The organism is Frankia sp. CeTa3Moorea, assembly GCF_978021225.1.
Map to the genome: position 1 here is coordinate 12,011 of NZ_CDXDOR010000055.1, position 20,331 is coordinate 32,341.

Here is a 20,331-nt window from a genome sequence, read left to right on the forward strand (position 1 = left end):
GCGCCATCGACGCCATCCAGACGGCCCTCGCCGGCCAGCCCTGGCTGCCCGTCCCCCGGACCGCCACCCTCCAGCCCACCGCTCTCGCCACCTAAACCAACATCAACACCAGGGTGCTGGGACGCACACCCCTGAATGGACACGTCGGGTTGCCACGCGTCGCCGGGCATGCTCGTCCTCCTCGATGGGGCATGGCTAGTCGCCCGTCCCGCCATCCGATTATGACGGCCCGGGATTGTCGCCGCAACAGCCGGCCAGCCATCCCGGAATTGCTTGCTTAATATTTCTGTCGCACTACCGGACCGATGTACATGGACCTGGCCTGCGGTTTTCCTGCGCGTGTTGACCGCGCGCTGGGACCAGGTCCGCGGCCACCACGCGCTCTTGCCGGAGCCTTTGCATACGGCGGCGTTTGAGACAAGTGGTTTCGTGGGATCTGCCGGGTGATACTGGTGACAGTCGCCGCCCGGCATTGCTCGATCTGGTCGCCGTCGGTAGTCGTAAATCCTCGATCGAGGCGGGGGCGGCACGGGCTCGGCCCAGGCCGAGCCGAACTTTTGATCCCTGCTCTACATCGTTGGTAGCCGGCGCTTGCCCGCGGCCAACGGCTGACGTGAAGTCGACCGGAGGCCGCGGACTGCGGTCGACGGCGGGTTCCCGCCTTGGCTGGGGAGATGGAAGGGGTTACTTGTGGTGACGCGTTTCGAAATCCTCGGCGGCCTGCGGATGTGATGTGACGGACGTAACTGCACGCCGACGCTGCCGAAAGTACGCCAACTTCTGGCGCTGCTGTTGCTGCGCGCGAACCGGATCGTGCACGTCGACACGATCATCGGGGAACTGTGGGACACGAATCCCCCGGCAAGTATGATCACGACCTTGCAGACCTACGTCTATCAACCGCGAAAGATCATGCTTCGGGGCCGGCTGGCCGTCCCGGGCGACGAGCTGCTGGTCACCGCGCCGTCGGGATATCTGCTGCGGGTCGTACCCGAACAGATCGACGAGACCGCGTTCCAGGCTCTCATCGCGCGGGGATGCGCCCTGCTGGACCAGGGACGTCCTGCGGAGGCCAGCGCCACGCTGTGGCCGGGCGCTCGCGATGTGGAGCGGCCCGCCGCTCGCGGACGTCATGTGCGGCCGGGTGCTGCAAGCCCACGTCGTGCATCTGGAGGAACGCCGGATCTGGGCCCTGGAGGCCTACATCCGCGCGGAGTTCGAGCTGGGCCATCAGCGCGAGCTCATCGGCGATCTGCGCGCGCTGGTGGCCGAGCACACGATCAACGAGTGGTTCCACAGCCGGCTGATCGAGGCCCTCGCGCACGCCGGTCGGCGCGGCGAGGCGCTCGTCGCGTACCAGACGCTACGCACGACCCTCGCGGACGAGCTGGGTCTGGACCCCTCCCAGGAGGCCCAGAGTCTGCAACGGGCCCTGCTGGGGACCCGGTGAGTGGGCCGGCCACCACGCCCAGGGCGAGGCCGCCCGCGCCGCCCGCGCCGCCCGCCGCCTACGGCCGAGGTGACCCCGTCACGCCGTCCAGTTCGAGGGGTGGCCACCGGGCACGACCTCGTCGGCCCGCAGGTGGGTGAAGGCGTCGGCGAAGGTGGCGTGGATCCTGGCGAAGTCGATCGTCGGGCCGAACGCGGGGTGCGCGTACAGCGTGCGGGCGTACCTCCACAGCCGGGGATGGCCGCCCGGCTCGGCCCGGTTGGCCTCGAAGATCCCCGGGAAGGCGACCTCGAGTCGGACCAGCGACACGAACAGGCGGACGTCGGACTCGGTGAGCGTGTCGCCCAGGAGGTAGGCGTGGTCGGCGAGGCGGCGGTCGAGTGCGGACAGCGCGGCGACGGTGTCGTCGACGAGGGCCCGGTGGGTCTGCGGGTCGGCCGTGTGACCCAGGATGTGGACGACACTGTGGATCTTCTGGTACAGCCAGTCGTTGACCGTGTCGATCTCCTCCCGCACCTGCTCAGGATACAGATCGACGTCGTGGCCGGCATATGCGCCGAACTGGGTGAGCAGGTCGCGGGTGATGCCGTCGGCATCGTTGCTGACGATGACCCGCTCGCGTTCGTCCCACAGCGTCGGGACGCGGTAGCGGCCGATGCCCGGCAGCATGGTCTCCCACGCCGCGCGCAGGCCGGCGGGATCCTCGTCGGCATAGGTGACGGCGAGGACGTCGTCGAGGCCGAGCAGGTTACGGATGATGGTCGCCCGGTTGGACCAGGAGCATCCCCAGCTCACATACAGGCGGTAGCGGTCTGGTTCCGCCGGGTGGGTGCTGGCGGGGTCGGCCGACAGCCGTCCCTGGAACCGGGCGGGAGGGCGGAACACGGTGCCGTCCTCCCGCCGGCGAATTCCCGCGGCGGGATCGGAGGCCTCACAGCTGGCGTCCACCGCCGGCGGCGGGTTGTCGGTATGGGCGGGAGAGGTCATGGTCGAGGTTCCTTTCCTCGGCGGTGGACAGTGCGTCCGGCAGGCGTGGAGCCGCGTCGACGAGCGCACGCGTATAGGGCTGCCGGGGCGCTCCGATGACGTCGGCGGTCATCCCGCTCTCCACGATCTGGCCCGCCTGCATCACCGAGACGCGGGTGGCGATCCTGCTGACGACCGCCAGGTCGTGGCTGATGAACAGGTAGCCGACGCCGAGGTGCTCGCGCAGGTCGGCGAGCAGGGCCAGGACCCGGGCCGCGACGGTGGCGTCGAGAGCCGACACGGCCTCGTCGCAGACGACGATGTCCGGTTGCGCGGCGAGCGCCCGGGCGATCGCCACCCGCTGGCACTGCCCACCGGAGAGCTCGTGGGCGCGCCGGGCCAGCAGCGCTTGGGCGAGGCCGACCTGGTCGGCCAGCTCCCGCACCCGGCGCGCCACCGCTGCGCGCTCGACGAGGCGCAGTGCGCGCAGCGGCTCCGCGATCGCGTCGGCGGCGGTGTAACGCGGATCGATGGAGGCGTAGGGATTCTGCGCGACGAGCTGCACGCGACGCCGGAAGGCCCGCAGGTCCCGGCCGCGCCGGCGGGTGATGTCCACGCCGGCGAAGCGGATGGTGCCCGCCGTCGGGAGGTCCAGCCGCAGCAGCAGGCGGGCGAGTGTCGACTTGCCCGAGCCGGATTCACCGACGAGGGCGTGGATCTCCCCGCGTCGCACCGCGAGGCTGACGCCGTCGAGGGCGACCACCGAGTGGTGTGGTCCGCGTCCGGGGAACAGCCGGCTGACGCCGTGGGCGGACAGGCCCCCGGCGCCCTCGCCGCCCCCGTCGTCGCCGGGGCCGCTGCCGTCCCGCCCAGCCGGGGCCGGGCCGGGCGACACCGGGCCGGGCGACACCGGGCCGGGCCGCCACCAGGGAGCGAGTGGCGGGATGGCCCGGCGCCCGCAGGACGGTGGCGCTTGCCCCCCGCTCGACCACCTCGCCGGCGTCGAGGACGACGAGCCGGTCCGCGCGTTCCGCGGCGACTGCCAGATCATGGGTGACCAGCAGGACGCCGATCCCGTCCCGGGTGGACAGCAGCGCCAGGTGGTCGAGCAGCCGACGCTGGACGACCACGTCCAGCGCGGAGGTGGGCTCGTCGGCGATGAGCAGCGCGGGCCGGCAGGCCAGGGCGATCGCGATCACGGCCCGTTGCCGGGTCCCGCCGGACAGCTCGTGCGGGTAGGAGCGCGCCACCCGCGCCGCGTCGTCGATGCCGGCGTCGGTCAGCAGGCGCAGCACCTGGGCGGGCCGCAAGGATCGCGGCGTCGCCCGGTGGATGGCCAGCGCCTCGGCCCAGCCGCTCCAGTAGCCCCCCACCAGGCCGGCGCCCCCGCCCACGCCCAGCGCGATGCCCACGGCCAGCAGCGCGCCCGCCACCGATCCCGCCGTGCCGTGCACGACCCGGGAGTACACGTCGCGGCCGAGGTTGTCGGTGCCGAACGGATGGGTCCAGCTCGGCGCGGCCAGGGCGTGTGCTGGATCGACGGCGGTGGGGCTGAGGGTGGCGAACCAGCCGGGCAGCAGGCACCACACCGCCACCACCACGATGACGCCGGTGGCGAGCAGCGTGCCGACCGGCGGCACCCGCCGCCGGCGGGACCGGGCGGCGTCGGGCGTCCCGGTGGTGTCGGGCGTCCCGGTGGTGTCGGGGGCTCCGGTGGCGTGCGCGGCGGAAGTCCCGCCAGCGGCGGAGACGACCGGGGGAGCGACCGGGTCGTGGCCGCGGTCCGCGCCGGCCACGGCCGGGCGCGCCCCGAGCCCGGGGTCAGCCGACATCGGAACCCGCCGGGGCCGGGTCGGAGCGGCGGGCGCTCGCCCGGCCGGCGAGCCGGGGATCGAGCAGCGGATAGCACAGATCGACGAGGAGGTTCACCAGGGCGAAGACGGCCGCCGAGAGCACCGTCACCGCGAGCACCAGGGGAACGTCCTTGTCCGCCACGGCGGTGGCTATCGTGCGGCCCAGACCGACTCGGGAGAAGACCGTCTCCACCACGACCGAGCCCGCGAGCAGGCTCCCCAGCAGCAGCCCGGTGATCGTCAAGGTTGGCGGTGCCGCGTTGCGCAGCGCGTGGCGCAGCACGATCCGCACCTCGCTCGCTCCCTTCGCCCGCAGGGTCACCACGTACGGCTGGGCAAGCGTGCCCGCGAGGCTGCGGCTGAGCATCTGCGCGACCACCGCGCCGACCGGAACGGCCAGGGTCACCGCCGGCAGGACCACTCCCGCGGCGCCCCCGTTGCCGATGCCCGGCAGCAGCTGCCACCGGAACGCGACGACGTGCACCAGCACCAGCCCGATCAGGAACGTCGGGACGGACATTCCCACGGAGGGCAGCGCGTCGAGCAGCGGGCCCAGGCGGCGCCGGCGGGTCAGGTTCGCGGCGATGGCCAGCGCCGTCCCGGCCAGCACGCCCACCGCGAGCGCCGTCGCGGTGAGGGCGAGCGTTGGCGGCAGCGACCGGGCGAGCGTGCGCAGCACCGGCTCGCCCGTCGTCAGCGACGTGCCGAAGTCACCGGTCATGGCGGCGCCCAGGTAGTCTACGTACTGGGCCGGCACGGAGCGGTCCAGGCCGTACTGCTCCCGCAGCGCGGCGAGCTGGCTCCCACTGGGAGTCGCCTGCCCGCCGCCCGCCCGGTCGATCATGATCGCGACCGGGTCGCCCGGCAGCACCCGGAGCACGGCGAAGATCAGCGTGTAGGCCGCCCAGACCACGACCAGGGCGTGTCCGGCGCGTCGAAGGAGATAGCCCGTCATCGTGGCGCCGACTCAGTCGTTCAGCCAGGTGCCGTGGAAGGACCCGTCGGAGGAGTAGTCGCGGACCTTCGCCGACATCGCCACGAGGTAGCCGTACTGGTAGAGCGGCACGGCGTAGTGCTGGGTGATGATGTGCCGTTGCGCGTCGGCGAGTATCCCGGTACGGCGGCCGGTTTCGATGGTCTGGTTCTGCTGGGCGAGCAGCGCGTTCAGCGGGTCGTCCGCGCCGATCCGGGCGCGGTTCTTGGCCGAGGCGGAGAACACGGTGCGCAGGACGTCCCCGTCGCCGCGGTTCTGGGTGAAGGCGAGTAGATCGTAGTCGCCGGCGTCCTGCGTGGGCACGAGCTGGGAGACCGGCAGCCCCCGCAGCTTCAGGTCGACGCCGATCTTCCGCCACTGCTGTTGCAGCAGTTCCAGGGCCGGTCCGTTGATGGTGTCGACCGAGGGGTAGAGCACGCTGACACTGAGCCGGGTGCCGTTCCTGCTCCGGATCCCGTCACCCCCGGCGACCCAGCCGCCGTCGGTCAGCAGCTTCGCGGCCTTGGCCGGGTCGTACCGCAGCTGGGCGGACAGGTCGAGGTAGCCAGGTGTCGCGGGGGCCAGGATGCCGGTGGCCGGATTGAAGGCGTCGCCGAGAGCAGCGGTGACCAGTTGGGCGCGGTTGACGCCGAGGACCAGCGCCTCGCGGACCGCGGGATCGGCCAGCGCGGGACGGGTGATGTTCGGGGTGAGGGTGTAGACGACGCCCGGGTTGCGGATCGCGGCCTCGGTGAACCCGGAGCCGCTGAACCGCTGCTGGTCGTGGCGGGCCAGTCCGGTAGCGACCTCCACCTGGCCGGCCGTCAGGCTGTCGGCCTGCACCCCGGACTCGCTGACCCCGAGGAAATCGATGCTACGCAGGAACGCCGGTCCGGAGTGCCAGCCCGCGGCTCCCCACGTGTAGCCGGCCCTGGCCGTGAGACGTACCCGCTGGCCCGCTGCGAACGCGGAGAGCACGAACGGCCCGGAGGCGGCGAAGCGTCCCTGGCAGCGCAGGGCGGGCGTGTTCCGCCAGGACGCCGGGGACAGCGGGGCCAGCGCGGTCGTCGAGGCCGCCTGGAGGAAGGCGACGTTGGGCGTGGTGAAGTCGACCCGGACCGTGGCGTCGTCGACGGCGGTCGTGGCCTGGTAGCCGGCGAGGAAACTCGCCGCCGTCGCCGCCTTCGCCCCCTGGGCGACGATCTGGTCGAACGTCGTCTTCACGGCGGCGGCGGTCAGGGGCGCGCCGTCGCTGAACGTCACACCCGGACGGAGATGGAAGGTGAAACTCCGCCCGTCCCCGCTCGCCTGCCAGGACGACGCCAGCCACGGCCGCAGGGCGCCGTTGGCCGGATCCTGGTAGATGAGGGAATCCACCAGCGGCAGATGAGGGAATCCACCAGCGGCCGGACCAGCTGCGTGCTGTTGCCCGACAGGTTCTGCGCCGGGTCGAGGCAGGTGATGCTGCTCGCGGTGGCGATCCGCAGGGTCCCGCCCGAACGGGGCGCGGCCTGCGCTCCGGCGGGCGCGGCCGACCCGTCCGGCGAGGACGAACAGGCCGCGGCGAGGAGGACGGCCGTCACCGCCAGGGCTGGCCCGGCAAGAAACCGCTGACGTGATTTTCGGTGGGGGCGGGGCACGATGAGATCCTTTGCAAGAGGCGCGCTGGCCCCGACCGGCGGATGAGGTCTGGGTGCCGAGGCGGGGTGGACATGCCGGCGCGTGCCGCGGCGCGGCGGAACTGGGCGCAGTTCGGCCCCGGAAACCGGGGCTGGAGAAGGCGCTGGAGAAGGCGGAAGCGGGTGTCAGCCGCGGCCGCGACGACACAGGGCGCTCATGTAGCGGCCCTGGTCGAGATGGCGACGTCGCACCAGCGGGTGCAGACCTGCCGCCGATGCGGTGGCCGTGCTTCGCCCGATCTCCCTCACAGCGGGCAGCGTATCGGACCAGACTAGTCTGGTCCATATCGTGCCGAACGATGAATCATCCGCCGTACGCGGCGCACGGCATCGCCGGACCGGAGCTCAGGTGCCCCGGCGGTGCTGATGGTCGTAGGTCTTCTGGGCGCTGAAGACCGTCATCGCGTTGTGGCGCACCCACTGCAGGACCTGCTGGAGCCGGTGGGCGGCATCCGCGCCCAGGGGAGTCAGCGCGTACCGCACGCTCGGGGGGGCCGTCGGCACCACCTCCCGGGTCAGCAGACCGTCCCGGGTCAGCGTGCGCAGCGTCTGGGACAGCATCTTCTCGCTGACCCCGTCCACGAGGGCCCGCAGCTCGTAGAACCGCAGCGGGCCGTCCTGGAGCGCCACCAGGATGAGCAGGCCCCAGCGGCTGGTGAGGTGGTTGAGCACGACACGCCCCGGGCAGTCTCTGTTGAACACGTCACATGGATCATCGGTCGGGACGGCCGTGAGCTGCAAACCAACCTGCATGACCTGAGCTTACCTTCGGGTATGGCCTTTCTTTTGGCTAGCCGCCCGACCTAGCGTGCGCCGCATGGAGGCACCGCGACCGACCGCTCCCCCCGATCACCGGGGCGAGCCGCTCAGCATCGACATCTGGTCCGACTTCGTCTGCGGACACTGCTATATCGGCCGCCATCGGGTCTCGACGGCGCTCGCCGGGCTCGCCGACCCCGACGCCGTGCGGGTGCGTTGGCGCAGCTTCGAGCTCGACCCACGCCCGAACGGCCAGCGGGGCGGTGGGGATCTCTACGACTACCTGGCGCGTTTCAACGGCAGCCGGGAGGCGGGGCGGGCGGCGATGGGCCGCATCGGCGCCACGGCGGCCGCGGAGGGGCTGCCCTTCCACCCCGACATCGCCCGTCCGGGCAACACCGTCGACGCCCATCGGCTGGTGCACCTCGCCGCCGCGTACGGGCTCCAGGGCAGCCTCGTCGAGCGGCTCTACCGGGCCTACTGGGTCGAGGGCCAGCCGATCGCCGATCCGGGCGTGCTCGCGTCGCTCGGCGAGGAGGTCGGTCTGCCGGCCGAGCGGGTGCGCGCCGTCCTCGCCGGCAGCGAGTTCGCCGCCGAGGTCGCGGCCGACGAGCGACTGGCCGCCACCCTGGGGGTGGGCGGCGTGCCCAGCGTCATCGCGGGCGGCCGATGGCTGATCCCCGGGACGGAGCCGGCCGAGCGTATCCGGTCCGTACTGGTCGGCATCCTTGCGGGCGGGGCGCGGGAGGGCGCGCGGTGAGCGCCGGCACGGTGGACGGGACGGCCCCGTCGGTGGGCTCGCCGCGGGTGCTCGCCGCGCTGGTCGTGGCCGTCTTCGGATATGCCCTGATGCAGACGCTGATCGTTCCGGCGCTGGGCCTGCTGCAGCGGGACCTGCACACCTCCCCGAGCGGGGCCGCCTGGATCCTGAGCGCGTTTCTGCTGTCCAGCGCCGTGCTCACCCCGATCATCGGCCGGCTGGGCGATCAGTACGGCCGGCGTGACGTGCTGCTCGTCGTGCTCGCCGTCTACGGCATCGGCACGGCCGCGGGGGCGGCCGCCCAGAACATCGGGGAGCTCGTCGCCGCCCGGGCCGTCCAGGGCTGCGCGCTTTCGGTGCTCCCGCTCGCGTTCGCGATCCTGCGCGAGGCGCTGCCCGCCGAGCGGCTGCACGCCGGGATCGGCATGGTCTCCGGGGTCGTGGGCGCCGGCGCGGGCGCCGGCCTGGTCATCGGTGGCCTGCTGACGGACCACGTCTCCTGGCGCTATCTGTTCGTCCTCGGCACGGCTCTCGCGGTGATCAGTTTCCTGCTGGTCGGGGTCTGGGTGCCCTCCGGGCGCCACCAGCGGCCTCGGCGGACCGAGCGGGCCCAGCTCGACCTGCCCGGGGCGGTGCTGCTGGGCCTGACCCTGGTCGCCCTGCTTCTCGGACTCACCGAGGGCCCAGGCTGGGGATGGTCCTCCGGTCGGGTGCTCGGCCTGTTCGTGCTGGCCGTGGTGCTCGCCGCCGCGCTGGTGTACGTGGAGGCGGGGCAGCGCAGCCCGCTGCTCGACATCCGCGAGTTCACCCACCGGCCCATGCTGACCACGCACCTGTCGGCGTTCCTCTACGGCGTCCTGTCCTACGTCTTCTACGTGACGCTCCCACGGTTCGCCCAGACTCCCCAGGACGCGGGCGGCTATGGCTTCGGCACCTCCATCACCGTCGCGGGTCTGATCATGCTGCCCGGTGCCCTCGTGGTCATGCCCGCGAGCATGACGGTGGGCGGTGTGGCGCGCCGGCTGGGCGGGCGCGCGCCCCTGCTGGTCGGCTTCGCCGTGACCGTGGGCGGCGTGGTGCTGCTGGCCGGTGCCCATGGCAGCATCTGGGAGCACGTCGTGTTCTACACGGTGATCGGCGCGGGGTCCGGCCTGGTCATGGCGGCTCTGCCCAAGACGATCGCCGAACTCGTGCCGCCGGAGCGGATGGGGACGACCAACGGCATCAACAACATCGCGCGCACCGTCGGCGGGTGCGTGGGAACCCAGGTGACGGCGGCCCTGATCGCCTCCGGGACCACGACGACGGGGGTAACGACCGGCTCGACCTTCATGATTGCCTTCTGGTTCGCCGCCGGCGCCGGCGTGCTCGGCGCCGTGATAGCCCCGCTCGCCGCCGCCACCGTCGGCCGGGCCCAGCCGGCCCGCGGCGATCACCCGGAGCCGGCCAGGGCCGCCAGCCCGGCGGGGGTGGGAGGGCAACAGGTGAGTACCGGTCCGGCGCCGGCCCACGGCCGCGACGCGCCATCCTGACCCGGACTCCAACGGCCCACGAGCGTCGTGCCGTGGAGTAGGCGGCGCATCTGCTGTCGGTCCGCCATCACCAGGGGGCATCCCATGCCGAGCCCACCCGTCCTCGACACCGAGCTGACCGCCGCGGCGGCGGGCGTCTACCCGCTCGCCGCCCAGCACGCGCCGGCTGTGGACGCCCGCCGTCGCCTCGACCCCGCCGTCGTGCGGGCCCTCGCCGACGCCGGCTTCGTCCGCCACCTGGTGCCCCGCCTGTGGGGCGGGACGCAGGGAGGCTTCGTCGACCTGCTCCGCGCCGTGGCGGTGGTCGGCGAAGGATGCGCGTCGGCGGCGTGGTTGGCCTCGCTGAGCGCCCACCTCGGCCGGATGGCCGCCTTCCTGCCCGACGAGGGACAGGGGGAGGTGTGGGCCGTCGGCCCGGACGCCCTCATCGTCGGCGGTCTCGTGCCGGTGGGGCTGGCCACGCCCACGACGCAGGGCTGGGTGCTCGGCGGCGCCTGGCCCTACGTCAGCGGGGTCGAGTTCGCCGACTGGGCGCTGCTGGGCGGGCGGGTGGCCGGCGACGGGGAGACCCGGTTCTTCGCCGTGCCGCGCGCGTCGTTCCGGATCCAGGACACCTGGTCCGCGATCGGCATGCGGGCGACCGGAAGCCACACGCTGGTCCTGTCGGAGACGTTCGTCCCCACCCATCGTTCGTTCCCCTTCGCGGCGGTCGCCCGCGGCCGCGATGCTGCCGGGCAGGCCGACTGCTACCAGGTGCCGCTGATGGCGGTGAACGGCCTGGCCTTCGCGGCCCCGCTGCTCGGTGCGGCCCAGGGCCTGGCGCGCGCCTGGTCGCTGTGGGGGCGGGAGAACACCGCGGCGGCCCGGGCCGCCGCCGAGGTCGACGCCGCGGGCCATGCCGCCGACTCGTCGGGTCCGCCGGATCAGTCGAAGGAGAGTTGATGCCCGTGCCCGGCTACGGCCATTTCGTCGCGATCGTCACCACCCGGGTGGACGGAGCCGCGACCCAGCGGATCGTCGGTGATCTCTTCCTGACCGGGGCCGAGGGGTGGGTGCGCCACCGCGCGGGCTTCCGGTCCGCGATGGTGCATCTGAGCGTCGACGGCGAGTTCGTCACCCTCGTGGCCGCCTGGGCGGACGAGGACAGCTACCGGGAGTTCCTGCGGACAGACCCGGAGCGGGCGGCGCTCGGCCGCACGATCCGGAGCCTGCCGGGCGTCCTGGAGGGACCCACGACGGTCGGTCACCATCCCTATCGGACGGTGGAGGCCGCCGGCGACCCGGCCGCCGGCCCGGAACAGCCCGCGTCGGCCCTGCCGGCGGCTGCGCCGGTCATCCCCCGTCCCGGACCGCTCCCATGCCTCGGCGGCTCCGCTCAGGATCCGCAGCCGGCCCTCGAGGGTGGTCGCCGCGGCCGAGACCATGACGCTCAGCGTGGTGACACCGGCGTCGGCGTACTCCCGCATCCGGTCGGCGATCCTGGTCACCGGACCCGCCAGCGCCGTGCGGTCGATGAACGGCCTGGGCAGGGCGGCACCCGCGCCGGCTCGGTCGCCTGCGGCCAGTCGCTCCCGCAGCAGGGAGACCTCACGGGCGTATCCCATCTCCCGCGCCAGCGCGCAGTAGACGTTGCGGTCCGGGTGGCCGATGCCGAGCGGGCACAGGTACTGCCCCTGCAGGATGTCGAGCGCGTCGTCGACGTCCTCGGCGACGGCGGTGGGCAGACTCGTCAGGACATCGAAGTCGCCCGCAGGGCGACCCGCCGTGCCGCCGCCGGGACCTGCGCCGGCCTGGATCCGCTGGCCGGCCTGGATCTCCTGGCCGGCCTGGATCTCCCGGACGGCTCTGCCGACCGCCTCCGGCGAGGTGAACACGCCGATCCAGCCGTCCGCGATCTCCCCGGCCAGCCGCAGGGCCCGGGGGCCGACGGCGGCCAGATAGACCGGGATGCCCCGGCGCGGCACGTCGGTGAGCAGATGCAGCGGGGCGGCGGCGCCGTCCGCCGTCGGCGGCAGCCGGAAGTGCTCGCCGTGATAGGTCACCGGCCCGCCGGCGATCGCCCGGCGCACGATGTCGACGTACTCGCGGGTCCGGCCGAGCGGGCGATCGAAGGGAACGCCGTACCAGCCCAGGGAGACATCGGGGTTGGACACCCCGAGCCCCAGGCGGAACCGGCCGCCGCTGATCGCGTCCAGCGTCGCGGCCGTGAGCGCGGCGAGGCCGGGTGGCCGGGCCGGGATCTGCATGACGCCCGACGCGAGGCCGACGCGCTGCGTCCGCCCGGCGACGAGGCCGAGAACAGCCGCCGCCTCGGAACGGTAGCCCTCCGGGGCGAGGACCACGTCGTAACCGAGGCGTTCCGCGGCCAGTCCCAGGTCACCCGCCCGCTCATAGGTCAGATTCGCGCCGAGCCGCATCAGGGACTCCCGCAGAGAAGATGGGCACCGCCGTCGACCGAGAGGACCTGCCCGGTCGTGTATCCGGCTCTGGTCAGGCCGAGCACGGCCTCGGCGACATCCTGCGCGGTGCCGACCCGCCGCAGCGGAGTCTGCGCCCGAACCTTCTCGGCGATGGGCGCGAAACAGGCATCGTCGCGGGTCCACGGGGTTTCCACCAGGCCGGGGGCAACCGCGTTCACCCGCACCGTGGGACCGGTCACGGCGGCCAGCAGCCGCGTCATATGCTCGATCGCGGCCTTGCTGACGGCGTACGGCAGGCAGCTGCCCGCCGGTCGGCTCCCGGCGACGGAGGAGATGTTGACGACCAGGCCGTCCCCGGTCGACGCCAGGTGGGGCATGGCGGCCACGGTGACCTGCCAGGTGCCGAGGACGTTCACGTCGAGGATCTCCCGCCATACCTGCGGCGTCGCGCTCTCCAGATCGGCGTGCGGGATGGTCCGGGTGACCCCGGCGTTGTTCACCAGGACGTCCAGCCGGCCGAAACGGTCGACGGTGTGCTCGACCAGCCGGCGGGCGTCCTGCGGCACGGCGATGTCCGCCTGCACGTACACGCCGTCCAGGGCCGCGGCGACCTTCTCGCCGGCCTCCGGCGAGCGGGCGGAGTTGACGACCAGCCGGAAGCCCTCCCGCGCCAGCCGGCTGGCCACCGCCTCCCCGATCCCGGACGACGAGCCGGTCACGAGCGCGACGGGCCGCGCGCCCATCAGTAGTTGCCCAATCCGCCGCAGACGTTGAGCGCCTGCGCGGTCACGGCGGCGGCATCATCGCTCACCAGGTACTCGACCATCGCCGCGACCTCCCGCGACTCGACGTAGCGGCCCAGCGGTACCCGGGTCGTGATCCGGTTGTACGCCTCCTGCTCGGAGACGCCCCAGATCCCGGCGTAGTGCCGGCGCACCTGTCCGGCCATCGGCGTCTCGACGAAGCCAGGGCACACCGCGTTGACGGTGATCCCGGTCGGGGCGAGTTCCAGGCCGAGCGCCTTCGTGAACCCGACGACACCGTGTTTGGACGCGGAGTAGGGCGCGGCATGAACGACGCCTTGTTTCCCGCCGGTGGACGCCACGTTGATGATCCGGCCGCGGCCGAGTTCGAGCATGCGGCCGGTGGTGAGAACCTCCCTCGTCATCAGGAAGACGCTGTTGAGATTTGTGTTGATGACGTCGAACCAGAGTTCGTCGGAAATCTGCGCGGTCGCCCCCCGCCGCTACGGCCGGCGTTGTTCACCAAGATGTCGACGGGGCCGAAATGGTCCACCGCGGCCGCGACGTAGGAGCGTATCTGTTCGGGGCGGCTGACATCGCGTATCGTGCCGCTCGCGTCGAATCCCTTGCCCCGTAGATCTTCGATCGTGGCGGCGAGGTCGTCGCTGCCCCGGGCACACAGGTAGAGACGCGCGCCGCGTTCCCCGAGCCGTATCGCGATCTCCAGCCCGATTCCGCTGGTCGCGCCGGTGACCAGCGCGACCGGCTCAAACGTCCGTGTCATCACGGCTTCCCTTCTTGGCTGCGCCGGTGGCACCCAGCCTTGGCGCGGTGACTTTAGGTCGGCTCGAAGACCGCTTGAGCGCGCCCGCCCGCACCCCCCGGCGGGATGACGGCCACCAGCGGCGTCGTCGGCCTCTGGTAACGTGGCCCACGTGGGGCGGATAGCGGGATCACGAAGAGACGGCCGGCAGGCGGAAGCGGATCGTAACGATCGGCGGGTGTTGGCGGCGGCTCGTGAGATTTTCGCGGAATTCGGGGCCGACGCGCCCATGTCGGCAATCGCGAGTCGCGCCCACGTCGGGCAGGGAACGCTCTACCGCCGTTACGAAAGCAAAGAAGAACTCATTCGGCAGATGTGCATCATCAGTGCTACGCAGGTAGCCGAGGAAGCCGAGGCCGCGGTGACGGCGGAGCCGGACGGCTGGGCCGCGCTCACCCGGTTCACGCACCGCTGTGCCGAAGTCGGCTTCGGCGCGTTCGGCAAGGTCGCCGGCACGTTCACGGTCACCCCCGAGCTGCTGAAGGCCGTGGAACGCATGCAGGCCGGCATCGAGCGGGTGGTGGCGCGCGCCCACGCCGACGGTACGCTGCGCGCCGACGTCAATGCCGCGGACCTCTGCCTGATCTTCCAGCGGCTGCGGGGCCAGCGTGGCAGCGCCGAGCAGCTTCCCGACTTCGATCGGCGCTACATCTCCCTGATCCTGTCCGGGCTGCGCGCCCCAGCCGCGGAGCCGCTGTCCGGCCCGCCGATGAGCTGGGCCGATGTCGCCCGGCCCTGGTTGTCCTCCACGCCGCCCGAAGCCCGCTGAGCCCAGCGGGTCTGGCGGGCGGTGTTGCGTTCGTAGGGGGCAGAGCATGCCAGCGGCCATGGTGACCTTCGGTCAGATCGCGGCGGCGAGTTCCATGCATGCGGCTGCCAGCCGGAGCTGTGGGTCGGTGTCGGTGGCGAGTTCGTAGTGGCCGCGGCGGATCGGGAAGCCGCCGAAAAGGCGATCGCCGTCTATCCCGCCGCACGGACAGCCGCCCAGCAGTTGCGCCACTTCCTCACCCGGGCGACCCGCTACCTGGCCGCCGACCTGCGGAACCCAGGATCACCTGCCATGATCATCCATCCCGCGAGGCGAAGCCGAGTGACTGGACGTGGTCTCCGTGTCGTCCCATCTTCGATGAGAAACCGCGGATCCCTCGCTCGGCGTTGGCAGGCTGTCGGAGACGGGGAGGGTGATCCGGACGGTGAGGCCGCGTTCGGGGGCGCGGGTCGCTTCGGCGATGCCGCCGTGCGCGGCGACGATCGCGGCGACGATGGAGAGGCCGAGCCCGCTGCCGCCCGAGGCCCGTGATCGCGACGGGTCGTGGCGCCAGAACCGGTCGAACACCCGCTCGAGATCCTCGACGGGCAGGGCTGGCCCGTTGTCGGACACCTCGATCACGACCGATCCGTCCCGCAGGCTCGCCCGCACGGTGGCGATGGTGGCGGGCGGCGTGTGGACGCGCACGTTGTTCAGCAGGTTGGTCACGATCTGCCGGAGGTGGTGGGCGTCGCCGGAGACGACAAGCGGGTCGGCGGATAGGTCCAGGATCCAGGTCCGCGTCGGGTCCATGGTGCGCGCGTCGTGCACGGCGTCACGCAGCAGCGGGCCGGTGTCCACGTCGGCGGTGACCGGCAGGGGGTTCTCGTCGAGCTCGGTGAGCAGCTGGAGATCGGTGACGATGCGCCGCATGCGGCTGGCCTCGCCGAGGGCACGCCGCATCGAGTGCTGGTGGTGTTCGGGATCGGCGAAGGCGCCGTCGAGGTCGAGCTGCAGGTAGCCGCTCACGCTGGTGAGCGGGGTGCGCAACTCGTGGGACGCGTTGGCGATGAACTCCCGCAGCCGGGCCTCCGACCGCGCCTGGGCCGCCAGTGAACGGTCGATGCCGGCGACCATCGCGTCGAGGGCGTGGCTGAGCTGGCGCAGCTCGGTGGTCGTGGCGGCCACGACGAGGCTGCGGTCGGGATCGCCGCCGGCGATGGACTCGGCCCGCCTGGTCAGGTGCCCGATCTGCCGGGTTCCGTGCCGGATCCACAGCCACGCCAAGGCCCCCAGCGCTGCGGCACCACCGGTTCCGATGACGACGAAGGTGCGGATGAGATCGTCGACGAGGCTGGTCAGGTCGTCGACGGGTGCGGCCACGGCCAGCAGGCGCCCGTCGCCGAGGTCGGTGACGGCGTAACGGTAGGTCGCGCCGTCGGGGGCCGTCGCGTACTCGATCTCCCGGCCGGGGGCGGTGATCCCGGGCAGGTCCGGCGGTGCGGACGTCTCCGGGGTGGCCAGCACGGTCGTCGTGGAGCCGTCGATCATCATCACGGCGTAGCCGCGTTCGTCCAGGCCGGCACCGTCGCCGGCGGACCCGCCCCGCACACCGCCGTCCGTGGCGAGGAATGAGGCGCGGATCCGCGGCAGGTCGGCCCGCACCCGGTCGTCGATGCGGTCGCGGAGCGCGTGCTTGGCAGTGGGGATGGCCACGAACCCGACCACCAGGAACACCAGGAACGTCACCACGAGGATACCCAGGGTCAACTTCGTGCGCAGGCGCACGAGCTCACTCCCCGGTGGGCCGAAGCGTGTAGCCCACGCCCCGGATCGTGTGGATCAGCGGCCCTCCGTCGCCCACGTCGAGGCGGCGGCGCAGGGTGCTGATGTAGGTCTCCACGACGTGTCCGTCGCCGTCGGCGTCCTGGTTCCACACCCGGTCGAGGATCTGGTACTTGGACAGCACCCGCCCCGAGTTGACCATCAGGTAACGGAGCAGGTTGAACTCGGTGGGCGAGAGCTCGATCCGTCGCCCGGCGCGACGCACCTCGTGGCGTTCCCCGTTCAGTACCAGGTCGGCGCAGATCAGCGACCCGTCGGAGGCAGGGGACCCGACCCGGCTCAGCACCGCGCGGATGCGGGCCACCAACTCGTCGAGGACGAACGGCTTGGTGACGTAGTCGTCGCCGCCCCGCCCGAAGCCCTCCAGGACGTCGCGGCTCGACGCCCGCGCCGTGAGGAAGATGATGGGTGTGGTCTCGCCGCGCCCGCGCAGGCGGCGGCAGAGTTCGAGCCCGTCCACCCCGGGCATCAGCACGTCGAGGATGATCAGGTCGGGCGTCGCCTCCGCGAGCTTGGCCAGCGCGTCGTTCCCGTCCACCGCGACAGTCGTCTCGAAGCCCGCGTACCGCAGCGCCGTCCCGACCATGTCACGGATGGCGTCGTCGTCGTCGACCACGAGCAGACGAGGCGGCATGGCCTGCAGTCAAGCACCGCCACCTCAGGACAGGCTCAGGACGGGCGTGACCACGGCATCCTGAGCCTGTCCTGAGGTGGCACGGAAGGGCGGCTGAGGCCGGAGTGTTCTGCTCCCACCCATGCGAAATCTCCCTCGTCGCCGCGAGCCGGGCCGGCCCACCGGCCCGTGCCCGGTCGCCCCGGCCCGTGCCTCCTCCGCCCTCGTCGCCGCCCTTCTCACCACGAGCCTGCTCGCCGCCGCGTGCGCCGACGGCGACTCCGATGCCGACGCGACGGAAGCCCCTGCTGCCTCCACCGGTACCGCCACTGCTGCCGGTGAGCGGCCCGAGCTTCCTCGCCGGGAACCCACCGGTGCGGCGGTGGACCGTCGCGTCGCGGAGCTGCCGCCCGACTTCGATCCCGTGGTGTGGACGGACGCCCCGCCCCGACCGGCGATGGAGGGAGCGCTGGCGGTGAACAACCTGATCGAACAGGCCGAGATCTTTGGTGAGGAGCAGCTCGAAGGCGCCGAGGACGTCGTCCTCGGCCTCGACGGGCAGCTCTACACCGGCACCACCGACGGCGGGGTCTGGCGACTCAATCAGGGCGTGAACGGCGCCATCGAGTCCTCCGAGCGCGTCGCCACCGTGGAGGGCCGCCCGCTCGGCCTCGCCGCCTACTCGGAGCACGTCCTGATCGCCGCCGTCGCAGAACAGGGCGTCATGGCGGTCGACGTCGTCACCGGCGACGCCTGGGTCCTGACCGACCGGCTCGACGGAAACCTGATCTTCTTCGCGGACGAGGTCACCGTAGCCGCGGACGGAACGATCTACTTCACCGAGGCCAGTACCGTCTACTTCCCCGGGTTCCCCAACGACCTCCTCGACGGGCGGCCCAACGGCCGGCTGCTGCGCTACGAGCCGTCCACCGGCGTCACCGACGTCGTGGCCGATGGTCTGTACTTCGCCAATGGCGTCGACATCGCCCCGGACGAGAGCTACGTTCTCGTCGCCGAGTCGTTCCGCCTCCGGATCACCCGAGTGTGGCTCGACGAGGGACGCGAAGGCACAACCGAGCAGTTCGGGCCGTATCTCATCAACGGACCCGACAACATCACTATTGACGACCGGGGCCGGGTGTGGGTGGGCGGCAGCGACCTGCGCTCGGACGCTGTCGACGCGCTCATCACCAACGCCGACCTGCGCCGACAGGTCGCCGCCATGCCGCCCGGCGGCGGTGACCTGCGCGCGCCGTACGGGTTCGCCCTGGTCCTCAGCCCCGAGGGCGAACCGGTCTTCAGCTTCCACGACACCACCGGCCGCTACTACGCGGTCAGCTCCGCCCTGCCCCACGAGGGCCACGTCATCTTCGGCTCCCTCGCCGACCGCGGCATCGCCCGCATCCCCCTGCCTCCGGAGCTCAACGGCTGAGCCGACGGAGGCGACCGCAGAATGGGGATATCAGCGGTGCTCGTACCAGCACGCCGCGGTCTCGCCGCTCAACGCGCGCGGTATGCGTCGGCGCGGTGCTCTACGGCGGTCACGAGAACGACTCGGTTCTCTTCGTCGATCTCATAGAGCACTCGGTACGTGCCTCGCCGCGCCGACCAGGTTCCAGCGTAGGGCGGGTAGAGGAGACGCTTACCGAGCCTGTGCGGGTTCTCCAGGAGCGTCGTGGTGATGAACTCGTGTACGGCTGTGGCAACCTTTTCCGGGATACGTCCAGCAAGCGTGCGTGCCGCCGGACCGGTGATCTCCAGACGGTACGGCCCAGCAGTGCCCGTCATGACGAGGGTCCCCTGGCACCCGGCGCGGCACGCTTGGCCATGAGCGCCGCCAGGTCCTCAGCGTCAAGTACGTCGCCGGCCTCGACAGCGGCGCGGGACTCGGCCAACTGCCACATGGTCTCGCGGTTCGACAGCACCTCGACGGTCTCCTCCAGCGCCGCGAGGTCGTCGGGCGAGACGAGGATCGCCACGGCGTGACCATGGCGGGTGATCTCTACCCGGTCATGGGTTCGCTCGACGTCATCGAGCAGCTCCGAGAGGCGGTTCCGAGCATCCGTGAAGGGCAGTCTCGTCACGATCTCAGTCTACGCTCAAGTGGCGTGAAGTTAAGGCAGAACTCGCGGCTCGAATCAGCCACAGACACAGTCAGCCCGGAGGCCATGGCGCCCCGGCCGTGCACACCGGGTGGCAACTCGGCCATCATCCGCGCAGATCCCGAGCCCGCCGCGCGGGGCCGGGCCACGGCAGGCACCCGGGCCACGCCGACGACGGACGCCTGCCGAGCCGTCCCACGAGTGCGTGTGCAACCAGAGGGTGGTACCTCTCGTCCTGACGCACGCCCGCGCGCTGCTCGTCGGAGCGCCCGAGGGCGTGACCGCCACCCTCGATGCCGACGTCCACGAGCCGATGGTGATCCTCGAACGCGCGGCCGAGACCCTCGACCTCGCCGAACCCGTCGGCCTAATCCTGAGCTCGATCATGGGGCTGATCGGTGATCTTGACGAGGCATATGCCATCACCCAGGCCTTCCTAAGTGGTTGGCGCTGGAAGTTCCTCGGGGGTCGTCAGGCGGCCTCGGGCACGGGCTGACGGACGGCCGCTGCGGGTTCCTGGTCCGGGAGCCGGGCGAGGTGCCGGGCGAGATCGGCGGCGGTGTACTTCCACGTGAACGGCGTCGCGGTCACGATCATCCTATCGAGGCGTCGCTACGACCGTTTGACCCCGCCAATTGTCGTCATGGCTGACGAGGTGACGGGGCTGCGGGAGCGGAAAAAGCAGCGAACCCGTGATGCTCTTTCCGAGGCAGCGATACGGCTTTTTCTCGACCGTGGTTTCGACAGCGTTTCCGTCGCGGAGATCGCGGCCGCGGCGGAGGTCTCGAAGCCGACGCTTTTCACCTATTTTTCCAGTAAGGAGGACCTTCTTCTGTACCGCATCGCGGACCATCACGGGGAGGCAGCCCGGGTGGTGCGGGAGCGGGCCGCCGGCGAGTCGCCGCTCGGTGCGCTCGAGCGGCATTTCGTCGAGGGGCTGCGGCGGTATGATCCGGTCACCGGGCTCAACGACGACCGCGAGGTGCTCGCCTATCACGGGATGGTGTTCTCCGTTCCGAGTCTGCTCGGCCGGCTGGCGCAGCACGCCGCCCGGGACGAGGAGGC

21 protein-coding genes and 2 pseudogenes are annotated in these 20,331 nt (G+C 71.9%); 9 read left to right on the plus strand and 14 right to left on the minus strand.

The features are described from left to right. The first annotated feature begins 1,063 nt into the window (after nucleotides 1–1,063). Nucleotides 1,064–1,450 carry an AfsR/SARP family transcriptional regulator gene (locus AC08OV_RS11985; RefSeq protein WP_476619674.1) on the plus strand — a complete coding sequence of 129 codons (387 nt, stop codon included), beginning with the start codon at nucleotides 1,064–1,066 and terminating at the stop codon, nucleotides 1,448–1,450. Nucleotides 1,451–1,528: 78 nt separating this feature from the next. On the opposite strand, the gene AC08OV_RS11990 is transcribed toward AC08OV_RS11985, so the two are convergent. Genes AC08OV_RS11990 through AC08OV_RS12010 form a run of 5 tightly spaced genes read right to left on the minus strand, consistent with a single transcriptional unit; the run spans nucleotide 1,529 to nucleotide 6,619 of the window. Then, on the minus strand, nucleotides 1,529–2,437 hold the full coding sequence (locus AC08OV_RS11990) for a glutathione S-transferase C-terminal domain-containing protein (protein ID WP_476616012.1): 909 nt from the start codon (nucleotides 2,435–2,437) through the stop codon (nucleotides 1,529–1,531). Then, nucleotides 2,382–3,179 (minus strand): ABC transporter ATP-binding protein, encoded by a 798-nt coding sequence (locus AC08OV_RS11995; RefSeq protein WP_476616011.1) that lies wholly within the window; start codon nucleotides 3,177–3,179, stop codon nucleotides 2,382–2,384. Before AC08OV_RS11995 ends, AC08OV_RS11990 begins: the two co-directional genes overlap by 56 nt. After that, entirely contained in the window at nucleotides 3,115–4,248 is a 1,134-nt protein-coding gene (locus AC08OV_RS12000) for an ATP-binding cassette domain-containing protein (RefSeq protein WP_476619671.1), read from the minus strand. The genes AC08OV_RS11995 and AC08OV_RS12000 overlap by 65 nt, the downstream gene beginning before the upstream one ends. Further along, on the minus strand, nucleotides 4,238–5,224 hold the full coding sequence (locus AC08OV_RS12005) for an ABC transporter permease (RefSeq protein ID WP_476613621.1): 987 nt from the start codon (nucleotides 5,222–5,224) through the stop codon (nucleotides 4,238–4,240). Before AC08OV_RS12005 ends, AC08OV_RS12000 begins: the two co-directional genes overlap by 11 nt. Nucleotides 5,225–5,236: 12 nt before the next feature. Continuing rightward, nucleotides 5,237–6,619, minus strand: coding sequence for an ABC transporter substrate-binding protein (locus tag AC08OV_RS12010; RefSeq protein ID WP_476613620.1), 1,383 nt, complete (start codon nucleotides 6,617–6,619; stop codon nucleotides 5,237–5,239). 9 nt (nucleotides 6,620–6,628) lie between these two features. Between AC08OV_RS12010 and AC08OV_RS12015 the strand changes: the two genes are divergently transcribed. Continuing rightward, nucleotides 6,629–6,856, plus strand: a complete 228-nt coding sequence (locus tag AC08OV_RS12015) for a hypothetical protein (RefSeq protein ID WP_476613619.1) — start codon at nucleotides 6,629–6,631, stop codon at nucleotides 6,854–6,856. A 410-nt stretch (nucleotides 6,857–7,266) separates the two neighbouring features. On the opposite strand, the gene AC08OV_RS12020 is transcribed toward AC08OV_RS12015, so the two are convergent. Then, nucleotides 7,267–7,623 (minus strand): winged helix-turn-helix transcriptional regulator, encoded by a 357-nt coding sequence (locus AC08OV_RS12020; RefSeq protein ID WP_476619672.1) that lies wholly within the window; start codon nucleotides 7,621–7,623, stop codon nucleotides 7,267–7,269. 115 nt (nucleotides 7,624–7,738) lie between these two features. Here AC08OV_RS12020 and AC08OV_RS12025 point away from each other — a divergent pair, with 115 nt between their 5' ends. The 3 genes from AC08OV_RS12025 to AC08OV_RS12035 all read left to right on the plus strand — a co-directional run bounded on the left by AC08OV_RS12025 (nucleotide 7,739) and on the right by AC08OV_RS12035 (nucleotide 10,914). Beyond that, nucleotides 7,739–8,440, plus strand: a complete 702-nt coding sequence (locus tag AC08OV_RS12025) for a DsbA family oxidoreductase (protein ID WP_476613617.1) — start codon at nucleotides 7,739–7,741, stop codon at nucleotides 8,438–8,440. Continuing rightward, on the plus strand, nucleotides 8,437–9,972 hold the full coding sequence (locus AC08OV_RS12030; RefSeq protein ID WP_476613616.1) for an MFS transporter: 1,536 nt from the start codon (nucleotides 8,437–8,439) through the stop codon (nucleotides 9,970–9,972). Before AC08OV_RS12025 ends, AC08OV_RS12030 begins: the two co-directional genes overlap by 4 nt. 84 nt (nucleotides 9,973–10,056) lie before the next feature. Further along, a complete protein-coding gene (locus AC08OV_RS12035) occupies nucleotides 10,057–10,914 on the plus strand; it encodes an acyl-CoA dehydrogenase family protein (protein ID WP_476613615.1) in 858 nt (285 codons plus the stop codon). Here the strand turns inward: AC08OV_RS12035 and AC08OV_RS12040 are convergent. The 3 genes and pseudogenes from AC08OV_RS12040 to AC08OV_RS12050 all read right to left on the minus strand — a co-directional run bounded on the left by AC08OV_RS12040 (nucleotide 10,896) and on the right by AC08OV_RS12050 (nucleotide 14,189). Continuing rightward, nucleotides 10,896–12,389: an LLM class flavin-dependent oxidoreductase gene (locus tag AC08OV_RS12040; RefSeq protein WP_476613614.1), complete on the minus strand. Its 1,494-nt coding sequence runs from the start codon at nucleotides 12,387–12,389 to the stop codon at nucleotides 10,896–10,898. The two genes, AC08OV_RS12035 and AC08OV_RS12040, sit on opposite strands and share 19 nt — an antisense overlap. Further along, entirely contained in the window at nucleotides 12,389–13,135 is a 747-nt protein-coding gene (locus tag AC08OV_RS12045; RefSeq protein WP_476613613.1) for an SDR family NAD(P)-dependent oxidoreductase, read from the minus strand. The genes AC08OV_RS12040 and AC08OV_RS12045 overlap by 1 nt, the downstream gene beginning before the upstream one ends. Continuing rightward, nucleotides 13,135–14,189: pseudogene (locus AC08OV_RS12050) on the minus strand (SDR family NAD(P)-dependent oxidoreductase). Before AC08OV_RS12050 ends, AC08OV_RS12045 begins: the two are co-directional and overlap by 1 nt. On the opposite strand from AC08OV_RS12050, the gene AC08OV_RS12055 reads away from it, so the two are divergent. After that, nucleotides 14,137–14,727 carry a TetR/AcrR family transcriptional regulator gene (locus AC08OV_RS12055; protein ID WP_476619673.1) on the plus strand — a complete coding sequence of 197 codons (591 nt, stop codon included), beginning with the start codon at nucleotides 14,137–14,139 and terminating at the stop codon, nucleotides 14,725–14,727. The pseudogene AC08OV_RS12050 and the gene AC08OV_RS12055 overlap by 53 nt on opposite strands. Before the next feature lie 72 nt (nucleotides 14,728–14,799). Here the strand turns inward: AC08OV_RS12055 and AC08OV_RS12060 are convergent. The 3 genes and pseudogenes from AC08OV_RS12060 to AC08OV_RS12070 form a co-directional block, all read right to left on the minus strand. After that, nucleotides 14,800–14,889, minus strand: a pseudogene (locus AC08OV_RS12060) (IS6 family transposase); the annotation flags it as partial. A 120-nt stretch (nucleotides 14,890–15,009) separates the two neighbouring features. Next, nucleotides 15,010–16,494 (minus strand): sensor histidine kinase, encoded by a 1,485-nt coding sequence (locus AC08OV_RS12065; RefSeq protein WP_476613611.1) that lies wholly within the window; start codon nucleotides 16,492–16,494, stop codon nucleotides 15,010–15,012. A gap of 4 nt (nucleotides 16,495–16,498) precedes the next feature. Further along, nucleotides 16,499–17,185: a response regulator transcription factor gene (locus AC08OV_RS12070; protein WP_476613610.1), complete on the minus strand. Its 687-nt coding sequence runs from the start codon at nucleotides 17,183–17,185 to the stop codon at nucleotides 16,499–16,501. A 121-nt stretch (nucleotides 17,186–17,306) separates the two neighbouring features. Between AC08OV_RS12070 and AC08OV_RS12075 the strand changes: the two genes are divergently transcribed. Continuing rightward, nucleotides 17,307–18,596 carry an SMP-30/gluconolactonase/LRE family protein gene (locus AC08OV_RS12075; protein ID WP_476613609.1) on the plus strand — a complete coding sequence of 430 codons (1,290 nt, stop codon included), beginning with the start codon at nucleotides 17,307–17,309 and terminating at the stop codon, nucleotides 18,594–18,596. A gap of 68 nt (nucleotides 18,597–18,664) precedes the next feature. Here the strand turns inward: AC08OV_RS12075 and AC08OV_RS12080 are convergent, their stop codons facing one another. Both AC08OV_RS12080 and AC08OV_RS12085 read right to left on the minus strand, forming a co-directional pair. Next, nucleotides 18,665–18,952: a type II toxin-antitoxin system RelE family toxin gene (locus AC08OV_RS12080; protein WP_476613608.1), complete on the minus strand. Its 288-nt coding sequence runs from the start codon at nucleotides 18,950–18,952 to the stop codon at nucleotides 18,665–18,667. Then, complete coding sequence (locus tag AC08OV_RS12085) at nucleotides 18,949–19,248, minus strand: type II toxin-antitoxin system Phd/YefM family antitoxin (protein ID WP_476613607.1); 300 nt, start codon at nucleotides 19,246–19,248, stop codon at nucleotides 18,949–18,951. Before AC08OV_RS12085 ends, AC08OV_RS12080 begins: the two co-directional genes overlap by 4 nt. A gap of 238 nt (nucleotides 19,249–19,486) precedes the next feature. Here AC08OV_RS12085 and AC08OV_RS12090 point away from each other — a divergent pair, with 238 nt between their 5' ends. Together AC08OV_RS12090 and AC08OV_RS12095 are read left to right on the plus strand one after the other, a co-directional pair. After that, entirely contained in the window at nucleotides 19,487–19,762 is a 276-nt protein-coding gene (locus tag AC08OV_RS12090) for an SAM-dependent methyltransferase (RefSeq protein WP_476613606.1), read from the plus strand. Between the two features lie 147 nt (nucleotides 19,763–19,909). After that, the coding region (locus AC08OV_RS12095) for a TetR/AcrR family transcriptional regulator (RefSeq protein WP_476613605.1) at nucleotides 19,910–20,331 on the plus strand (422 nt) is incomplete at its 3' end.